This is a genomic window from Pseudomonas caspiana (genome assembly GCF_002158995.1).
Taxonomy (GTDB): domain Bacteria; phylum Pseudomonadota; class Gammaproteobacteria; order Pseudomonadales; family Pseudomonadaceae; genus Aquipseudomonas; species Aquipseudomonas caspiana.
Genome location: NZ_LOHF01000004.1, coordinates 98700 through 107602 on the forward strand (window position 1 = coordinate 98700; position 8903 = coordinate 107602).

7 protein-coding genes and 2 tRNA genes are annotated in these 8903 nt (G+C 59.5%); 2 read left to right on the plus strand and 7 right to left on the minus strand.

All coding sequences use genetic code 11. The features are described from left to right. Window positions 1-11: 11 nt before the first annotated feature. The 6 genes from AUC60_RS07185 to rdgC form a co-directional block, all read right to left on the minus strand. Window positions 12-1514, minus strand: coding sequence for an ABC transporter substrate-binding protein (locus tag AUC60_RS07185; protein WP_087265401.1), 1503 nt, complete (start codon window positions 1512-1514; stop codon window positions 12-14). After that, window positions 1511-2644, minus strand: coding sequence for an ABC transporter ATP-binding protein (locus AUC60_RS07190; RefSeq protein ID WP_087265402.1), 1134 nt, complete (start codon window positions 2642-2644; stop codon window positions 1511-1513). The genes AUC60_RS07185 and AUC60_RS07190 overlap by 4 nt, the downstream gene beginning before the upstream one ends. Then, the gene (locus tag AUC60_RS07195; protein ID WP_087265403.1) at window positions 2641-3648 is read right to left on the minus strand and encodes an ABC transporter ATP-binding protein; all 1008 of its coding nucleotides are present in this window, start codon (window positions 3646-3648) and stop codon (window positions 2641-2643) included. Before AUC60_RS07195 ends, AUC60_RS07190 begins: the two co-directional genes overlap by 4 nt. Next, a complete protein-coding gene (locus AUC60_RS07200) occupies window positions 3645-4382 on the minus strand; it encodes a FadR/GntR family transcriptional regulator (RefSeq protein WP_087265404.1) in 738 nt (245 codons plus the stop codon). The genes AUC60_RS07195 and AUC60_RS07200 overlap by 4 nt, the downstream gene beginning before the upstream one ends. A gap of 418 nt (window positions 4383-4800) precedes the next feature. After that, window positions 4801-5766, minus strand: a complete 966-nt coding sequence (locus AUC60_RS07205) for a bile acid:sodium symporter family protein (protein ID WP_087265405.1) — start codon at window positions 5764-5766, stop codon at window positions 4801-4803. A gap of 182 nt (window positions 5767-5948) precedes the next feature. Beyond that, window positions 5949-6869 (minus strand): recombination-associated protein RdgC, encoded by a 921-nt coding sequence (rdgC, locus tag AUC60_RS07210; protein ID WP_087265406.1) that lies wholly within the window; start codon window positions 6867-6869, stop codon window positions 5949-5951. Window positions 6870-7030: 161 nt separating this feature from the next. Between rdgC and AUC60_RS07215 the strand changes: the two genes are divergently transcribed. Together AUC60_RS07215 and AUC60_RS07220 are read left to right on the plus strand one after the other, a co-directional pair. Then, window positions 7031-7106: transfer RNA gene (locus AUC60_RS07215), tRNA-Val, on the plus strand. A 20-nt stretch (window positions 7107-7126) separates the two neighbouring features. After that, window positions 7127-7203 (plus strand) — tRNA-Asp (locus AUC60_RS07220). A 282-nt stretch (window positions 7204-7485) separates the two neighbouring features. Here the strand turns inward: AUC60_RS07220 and AUC60_RS07225 are convergent. After that, window positions 7486-8619 (minus strand): cupin-like domain-containing protein, encoded by a 1134-nt coding sequence (locus tag AUC60_RS07225; RefSeq protein ID WP_087265407.1) that lies wholly within the window; start codon window positions 8617-8619, stop codon window positions 7486-7488. Between the last annotated feature and the right edge of the window lie 284 nt (window positions 8620-8903).

Here is an 8903-nt window from a genome sequence, read left to right on the forward strand (position 1 = left end):
GCGTCCGTCAATCATGGCTTTAGCGCGACGTTGGCCAGACGAATCAGACCGTCCGGGTTTGGCACGAAGCCGGTCACGTTGTTACGCATGGCAATGATTCGTGGGTCGAAATACAGGTAGGCGGTCGGTACTTCGTCAGCCAACAAACGCAATGCTTCGTTGTACAGCGCCTGACGTTGTGAAACATCGTTGACGGTGCGCGCCTTGTTCAGCAGCTCGTCGAGCTTGGCGTTGCAGTATTTACCGTCGTTCTGGCCGCCTTTGCAGGTCACGAACTGGTGGATATCGCCATCCGGATCAGGACGGCCCGACCAGGCGCTCATGCCGATCTGGAAGTTACCGCTTTGCTGTTCGCTGAGCATCGTCGCGTATTCGGTTGCAATCAGATTGACCTTGAAGCCGGCTTCTTCAGCCATGGCCTGAATGATCTGCCCGACCTGTTGCGCGATCGGGTTGTTGGCCACTTTCAGATCTACTGCCAACGGCAGCTTCACACCGGCCTCAGCCAGCAGTGCTTTACTCTTCTCGACATCACGAGCCGGGATCGGCAGCGCCTGATCGTAGTACGGGCTGTTTTTCGGGAATGGCTGCGCGCTTGGGGCGTAGAGACCTTCGAATACCACCTGGTTGATCGCATCGCGATCGATGGACAGCTCGAATGCCTTGCGCACGCGCTTGTCTTTGCCAATCGGCGAGTTAGCCTTTTCACCATTGCCGATGTTGAACATCAGCTGCATATAGCCCAGGCCCGGCGTGTTGTAGATCGCCAGCTTGCTGTCGCCCTTGACGGTTTTTACGTCGGTTGGCGCAACGCGCTCGATGATGTCCAGATCGCCGGAACGCAGGTTAGCCAAACGTACCGAGGTGTCCGGAATCGGCAGGAACACGACTTTGTCGAAGTGATACGCCTGCTTGTTCCAGTAATTGTCGAAACGCTCCAGCACGATGCGATCCTGCTGCACGCGCTGGACGAATTTGTAAGGGCCGGAGCAGACCGGTTTCGAACCAAACTCGCCCTGAGCGGCTTTCGGCGCGAGCATCATCCCGGCACGGTCCGAGAGTTGCGAAACCAGCGTGGCATCGGCTTGCTTGAGTTTGATGGCCACGGTTTTTGCGTCGATCACTTCCACGCTGTCCACCGAGGCCAGCTCGCTTTTACGCAGAGAGTCGGGAAGGGTGCGGGCGCGATCCAGGTTGAACTTCACCGAGGCGGCATCGAACGGTTCGCCGTCGTGGTAGGTCACGCCGTCGCGCAAGGTCATGGTCAGGGTCTTGCCGTCTTCGCTCCAGTTCCAGGCGGTGGCCAATTGTGGCGCGTACGTCAGGTCCGGGTTGACGTCCACCAGCTTGTCGCACAGCGCGGTGTACACCAAGCGGCCGGAATAGGTACGCGAACGATGCGGGTCAAGCACATCGGGATCGTCCTGAATGCCGATGCGCAACGTCGATTCGGCAAAGGCGGCGTTGGCGGCCAGCAATAACAAGGTTCCTGTCATGACGCGTGCGATTTTCATGGCTGGCTCTCCACTGCAAGGGATTGATGGTTCTTGAACAGATTCAGGCGTTGCGTATAAGCAGCGCTGGGTGTTGGAAGGATCAGGGTGCCGCTGCCCGCGTTGGCGATTTCACGCCAGAAGTGGCACGCCACCTGGCGTTCGGCCTCAACGGTTTCCATGACCGGCACTGCTTCTTTGCACAGTGCACGGGCGTGGGGGCAGCGGGTATGGAATCGGCAACCCGAAGGCGGGCGGCTCGGGCTGGGCATGTCGCCGCCCAGCAACGGGCGCGGCTGGCGCAAATCCGGATGGCTGACCGGTACAGCAGCCATCAACGCCTGGGTATAAGGGTGCAAAGGGTTTTCGAACAGCGCGTTGACCGGCGCCAGTTCGACGATTTCGCCCAGGTACATCACCGCCACGCGGTCGCTCATGTGGCGGATCACGGCCAGCCCGTGGGCGACAATCACCAGGGTCAGACCGAACTGATGCTTGAGGTCTTCGAGCAGGTTGACCACTTGCGCCTGCACCGAAACGTCCAGAGCCGACACCGGTTCATCGCCGAGAATCAACCGTGGCTCGGAGGCCAAAGCACGAGCGATACCGATGCGCTGGCGCTGACCGCCGGAGAATTCGTGGGGATGGCGACCACCGTGTTCCGGGGCCAGGCCGACCGTGCGCAGCAGTTCCGCAACCTTGGCCTGGCGGTCACTGCGGCTGGCTTCGCTGTGCAGCCAGATCGGTTCGCCAACGATGGATTCCACGGTCATGCGCGGGTTCAGCGAGGCGAACGGGTCTTGAAAGATGATCTGCAAGTCGCGACGTACCTGACGCAGCTTTTCCGGCGGCAGGTTGGCCAGGTTGCGACCTTCGTAAATCACGTCGCCCGCAGTCGGTTGCAGCAGGTTGAGCAGCAGGCGACCGAGGGTTGATTTACCCGAGCCGGACTCGCCCACCAACGCCAGTGTCTCGCCTTTGCGAACCGACAGGTTGACCTGATTGACCGCCTGCACAGGTGGTTTCTTCGGCTGGAACAGGCCGCTTTCCACCGCAAAGTGCTTGCTCAGGCCAATGCCTTCCAGAATGGGTTTCTGCGTGCTGCTTGCCGGGCTGACGGGCTCGGCGATGTTTCGTTCGGAAAGGCTCACGCACTGACTCCCACATGCTGTTCCAAAGGCGCGCGGATACACGCGGCGAAGTGTCCGGGGGACAACTCGAGCAGCGGCGGTCGCTCCTCCCGACATTGCTGGATGACAAACGGGCAGCGCCCGGCGAACCGGCAACCGCTGGGCATTTCTGCTGGGGTCGGCACTCGACCATTAATCGTTGCCAGACGACCTTCACGGGGGCCAATCGACGGCATCGAACCCATCAGGCCGATGGTGTACGGGTGCTGCGGATCGTCGAACAGAGTCTTCACCGGACCGCTTTCCACCACGCGTCCGGCGTACATCACCATCACGTCGTCGGCAACTTCGGCGACCACGCCCAAATCGTGGGTGATCAGAATCATCGCGGTGCCGGTCTCGGTTTGCAGGTTGGCGATCAATGAGAGGATCTGCGCCTGAATAGTTACGTCCAGTGCGGTGGTCGGTTCGTCGGCAATGATCAGCGCCGGATCGTTGGCCAGCGCCATTGCGATCATCGCCCGTTGACGCATACCGCCGGAGAGTTCATGAGGGTAGGCGTCCAGTCGCTGGCGGGCGTCAGGTACGCGGACTTTTTCGAGCATTTCCAGCGCCCGTTGTCGGGCGTCCTTGTCCGAGAGGCCTTGATGACGGATCACGCTTTCGGCGATCTGCTCGCCGATGGTGAAGACCGGGTTCAGCGAGGTCATCGGTTCCTGGAAGATCATCGCCATGCGGTTGCCGCGCACGTCCAGAAGGCGCTCTTCGGACATGCCCAGCAAAGCTTCGTCGATCAGTAGCGAGTCGCTGGCGCCAACCTGGGCCGTCGCAGGTAACAGGCCCATGAGGCCCATCGACGTTACGCTCTTGCCACAGCCGGACTCGCCGACAATGGCCAGGGTTTTGCCGCGCTTGACGGAGAACGACACACCGTCGACAACATTCGCCGGTGCTCCGGCAAAGCGCACGGTAAGGTCGTTGACGCTGAGTATTGTGTTATCGGTGATCGAGGTGGTGGCGCTCATAAGCTGGCCTCCAGGTCTTGATTGATGACGTTATCCAGCGCCTGTTGCAGCGCCCGTAAATGGCCACGCATGGCCGTGGCGGCCTTGACCGGGTCGCGCGTTTCGATGGCGCTGACAATGTCGTCGTGGTCATGGCTATAGGTATCGAGGCGGTCGGCGTTACGTGCCCGGTGGCGCAAGTCGCGCCAGGCCGGGTCGAGACGGATCGCATCGAGCATTTCGAAGATGTCCAGCATCAGGCGGTTACCCGCTGCTTCAGCAATGGCGCGGTGCAAGGCGCTGTCCCACAGCTCAATGCCCTCGGCGTCGGTTTGCTCGGCGACCTGCTGGCGAGTGGTGCGCTCGGTAAGGCGGCGCAGGATCGCCATCTGCTCACCGTTGGCCCGCACGGCTGCCAGTGAGGCCAGGGCTGGTTCCAGATGCAGACGGGCTTCCATCACCTCACTGAAATTGGTCCGGCCGGAAAGCCTGGCGAAGCTCATTGCAGCGCTGGGCGGAGTAGGGCCGACAAAGGTCCCTTTGCCTTGCCGCCGCCAGATCTGGCCTTCGGCTTCCAGAACCGCCAGCGCCCGGCGAATCGCCCTTCGACTGACCCCGAAATCGGCAGCCAGCTCGCGCTCGGTGGGCAATGCCCGCTGGGGAAAGGCCGCATGCTGGGCAACGATCTGCCGCAAGGCATCGAGCGCCAGTTTCGAAGAGTTGTCGATGGGAGTGTCAGGGTCGAACCTTTGCATCGTGGTACTCGCGCCAGACCAGAAAAAAATGCCCTGAGCTGCCTACAGGCAGTGATTCGAGGCAATAGGGCTGGTGCAAGAGCGATGCCAATGGAAATTGGTTCGCCTAGGATTCGAGGCTCGACTGCCCGATACAGCTGACGAGCGCTGCCTGTCGGGCCAATGTGCAAAGGTTCGTCGGGTTGGTTCGGGGAATGAAAGGCGATTGGTTCGCGGGTCAGCGAACCAATTTCAGAGGAGGTTCAGATTTTTGTGCATTAATGCGGGCGTGGTGCGCCGGGGTGGTGCCTGATGACCCTGTGGGAGCCGGGCTTGCCCGCGATAAGGCTGGACGCGATCCAAAGTGAATTGCGTTCAGCCTTATCGCGGGCAAGCACCGCTCCCACAAGGATTGCGTTTCAATCCACAGGAGTTTTAATCAATCAACCGCAGCCGACCCAGTCTTCACCGGCTCATCTTCATCCTTCATCTTGCGGAAGTACGTCGACAACAGAGCCCCGGAGATGTTGTGCCACACGCTGAACAGCGCGCTGGGCACGGCCGCCAGTGGTGAGAAGTGGGCGCTGGCCAGTGCGGCGCCGAGGCCGGAGTTCTGCATGCCGACTTCCAGTGCCAGAGATTTACGTTGAGGCAGCGGCAGTTTGAACACCTTGCCGGTGAAGTAACCCAGCAGGAAGCCGAAGGTGTTGTGCAGGATCACCACGGCCATGATCAGCAAGCCGGATTCAGCGATCTTCGCCTGGCTGGCGGCAACGACGGCGCAGACGATCATAACGATGCTCACCACCGAAATCAGCGGCAACACGTCAATCGCATAAGTGACCCGGGCACCCAGCAGGCGCTGGGCCAATACGCCAAGCACGATTGGCAGCATGACCAGTTGCAGGATCGACCAGAACATATCCATGAAGGACACCGGCAGCCAGGCCGAAGCCAGGAACCAGATCAGGGTTGGCGTCAGCAACGGAGCGAGCAGGGTGGTGACCGCTGCAATGGCAACGGCCAGTGCCAGATCGCCTTTGGCCAGCCAGGCCATGACATTGGACGAAGTGCCGCTCGGGCAGCAACCGACCAGAATCACGCCGACCGCGATTTCCGGCGGCAAGCTAAACACCTGGCACAACAACCACGCCACGCCGGGCATGATCACGAAGTGCGCCACCACGCCCAAGGCAACGCGCCATGGATTGCGGGCCACTTCGGAAAAGTCTTCAAGTTTCAGGGTCAAGCCCATGCCGAACATCACCAGACCCAGCAACGGCACGATGAGGGGCTTGAGCCCGATGAATGCTTGCGGGAACACGAACGCCAGAATGGCGAACAGAAGCACCCAGTACGCAAAGGTATTACCGACAAAACGACTCAAGGCTGCCAATGCACGCATGGCGGGTTCCTTTCTTATTAGGTTGGAAAAAACACCTGTAGGAGTGAGCTTGCTCGCGATAGCGGTCTTTCAGATACGAAAAGGTATCTGGAAGACCGCTATCGCGAGCAAGCTCACTCCTACAGAAAGCAGCTCTCAATTCAGCCAATGAGTTCCGAAAAGAGGCAGATTACTGGTGCTGTTTAAATTCCCTGCGGAATCTCTTCACCGCCCAGCGCTTCGAACAGCTCAGGCAGGAATTCACCGAAGGTCAGCATCATCAGGGTGAAGCTGGCGTCCAGTTGGCCCAGGGCTTCGTCGCCGCCGTCCTGTTCTGCTTGATCCTGCAGCAGGTCTTCGAACTTCAGACGCTTGACCGTCATCTTGTCGTCGAGCACGAAGGACAGTTTGTCCTGCCATGCCAGGGACAGCTGGGTCACAACCTTCCCGGTGCTCAGGTGCAGCTGGATTTCATCGCTGGTCAGGTCCTGACGTTTGCAACGCACGATCCCGCCATCTTCATGGGTATCGCGCAGTTCGCATTCATCCAGCACGAAGAAGTTGTCGGCAGCCTTTTGCGTGGTGACCCAGTCGGTCATCACAGCGGTAGGGGCAGTCTTCACGGTCAGCGGACGTACCGGCAGGGTGCCGATGACTTCACGCAGCGTCGACAACAAGTCTTCGGCGCGCTTCGGGCTGGCCGAGTTGACCAGAATCAGGCCCTGTTTCGGCGCGATAGCGGCGAAGGTCGACGAACGACGAATAAAGGCACGCGGCAGGAACGCCTGGATGATTTCATCCTTGAGCTGCTCGCGTTCCTTCTTATAGACCTTGCGCATTTGCTCGGCTTCGATCTCGTCGACCTTTTCCTTCAAGGCGTCACGCACAACACTGCCCGGCAGGATGCGTTCTTCTTTACGGGCCGAGATCAGCAGGAAGTCGCCGCTGACGTGCACCAGGGGTGCGTCTTCGCCTTTGCCGAAAGGGGCGACGAAACCGTAAGTGGTCAACTCCTGGCTGGCACAGGCACGGGCCGGTTTGGTGGCCAAAGCGGTTTCCAGTGCTTCGGCGTCAAAAGGCAGATCCTGGGTCAGGCGGTAGACAAGCAGGTTTTTGAACCACATGAGGTGAATCTCTCCTTCTATACAAAGGGGGGCATTATTCGCTGCTATTACCCTGCGGCCAACCCTGTGCTAAGCCTTTGGAAGGATTATAAAAATTATTTAAAAAAGTGCTTGCCAGAGGTTAGGTCGCTCCGTAGAATGCGCGCCACACCGAGAGTGAAGGGTGATTAGCTCAGCTGGGAGAGCAGCTGCCTTACAAGCAGCGGGTCGGCGGTTCGATCCCGTCATCACCCACCAACTCGCTCTAAGTGTTACGCGCAGCGGTAGTTCAGTCGGTTAGAATACCGGCCTGTCACGCCGGGGGTCGCGGGTTCGAGTCCCGTCCGCTGCGCCATATTCCGCTTCAAGGCCCTTGAACTCCTTGAAGCAACAGAAAGCCCGCCTAGTGCGGGCTTTTTGTTGTCTGGTTTTTTTGTATTGAAAGTAGGCATATAAAAGATGGGCATCCAGTGATGCCTTTTTTTGCGTTTGGCGTAGCGCTACCGCGTAGCCAGCACCGACCTGTAGGAGCGCGCGGAGGTAACGACGGGCGCGATGCGGTGCGTCAGGCGAATCGCTATCGCGGCCTCGCGGTGCTCGTGCGCTCCTACGAGGGGGACGATTTGAATCAGCCTTCCTACCAACCCCGTCCCGAATTGACCCAGAAGTTGACCGACAGCGAGGTCGACACCGACTCCACCTGGTGGAACCAGCCCTCCGGAAGAAACAGCAGATCCCCAGCCTCCAGCGTTATCCGCAGGAACGTGACCGTCCGTGCTGTGGGAAAGCGCTGATAGTCAGGCGCATCCGGATTAAAGTCGCAGCCATCCAGTCCCCCTTTAGGCGCAGTTGACCAGGTGCCCAACGCCGGGCGGTGGTGGGGCGCCGCAAGAATAAAAGACTTCTGACCCCAGACCTGCGCGAACAGGTTATCGGTATCGTCCCGATGCAGCGGAGTCAGTGTGCCTTTTGGGCCAATCCAGATCCTGGGGGGTATATAAAGCTGGCGTTCAAAATACTGCGGATACTCAATCAGCTTCATCAATTGTGCGGGCATGATGTTGTTGCCCATGTAAGCGGGCGGTGAGCCGTCAGCGCTCTTGGTCGCCGGTTTTTCAAGAGAGGCAATGAAGTCGGCCATCGACGTCGAGCGAAAGTCGCGATCTGTGGAAAAGGTCTTCTTCACGTAATCGCCATGACGGGTAATGCCTTGCAGCTCCGCGAAATGACGCAAGGATTCTTCGCGGCCCATGGTGAACAGCGGCCAGTCCTGCAAGGCGTTGCTGATGATCAGCGGAATGCCTTCGGGCAGATAACGGCTTTTGAACTCGCTGACTGATACTTCGGCGTATGGCCTGCGTTCCACGGTGCGCTGGATCGGCAGGCTGGCTGAAACCCGCTCGCTGACCCGCGCTGGTGTCGGATAGCGCTGGTTCATGTCAACCTTTTGCGCCTGGGCCGCACCGCGCCGCGCGTTATTGATGATCTGTGGCAGCAGCGTGGCCAGGCCCATGTTGCCGTTGATCTTCAATCGACCGCTGGCGAACAGCTCTTCGACATTGGCCATGCCGCCCATGATGCCGAGAAAGTCCTTTTCCGCGACTTCAATGGTCACATCGGGCGCACTGTGCCGCCCGGCCTCGGTCCGGCTCTGCGCCTTGACCTCCGACCAGAACGCCAGGTGCGGACCGAACACGAACTGGAAAACGCCTTCGATACCGACTGAGCCGGCATTGAGGAACAGCTTTGACAGGACGCTCTGCAAATCCATGGCGGTCGCTCTTGTAGGTGTGGTGAAGAGGGAACGAATGGAGGGGCGGGAAATTTATGCGGGGTAAGGGGGTGAAATCGTGGCGCCTGTATCGTCGGAATGCCGCCCAGACCAAGCACCGCTCCCACAGAAGAAACTCGATTCCATGTGGGAGCTGGGCTTGCCTGCGATAAGGACACCACAGAGCCCATTTGAAACCCCGCCCTTAATTTCAAAGTGTTTCATCCGTTTTCAGAGGACTGGTCGAGCTGCACAGCTCCCACCCTCACAACGGATGACCTGCG

Excerpts from the sequence above, each read along its gene's own strand:
- AUC60_RS07185 (WP_087265401.1), bottom strand. The coding sequence starts at position 1,514 with ATGAAAATCGCACGCGTCATGACAGGAACCTTGTTATTGCTGGCCGCC.
- AUC60_RS07195 (WP_087265403.1), bottom strand. The coding sequence starts at position 3,648 with ATGAGCGCCACCACCTCGATCACCGATAACACAATACTCAGCGTCAAC.
- AUC60_RS07200 (WP_087265404.1), bottom strand. The coding sequence starts at position 4,382 with ATGCAAAGGTTCGACCCTGACACTCCCATCGACAACTCTTCGAAACTG.
- AUC60_RS07205 (WP_087265405.1), bottom strand. The coding sequence starts at position 5,766 with ATGCGTGCATTGGCAGCCTTGAGTCGTTTTGTCGGTAATACCTTTGCG.
- rdgC (WP_087265406.1), bottom strand. The coding sequence starts at position 6,869 with ATGTGGTTCAAAAACCTGCTTGTCTACCGCCTGACCCAGGATCTGCCT.
- AUC60_RS07225 (WP_087265407.1), bottom strand. The coding sequence starts at position 8,619 with ATGGATTTGCAGAGCGTCCTGTCAAAGCTGTTCCTCAATGCCGGCTCA.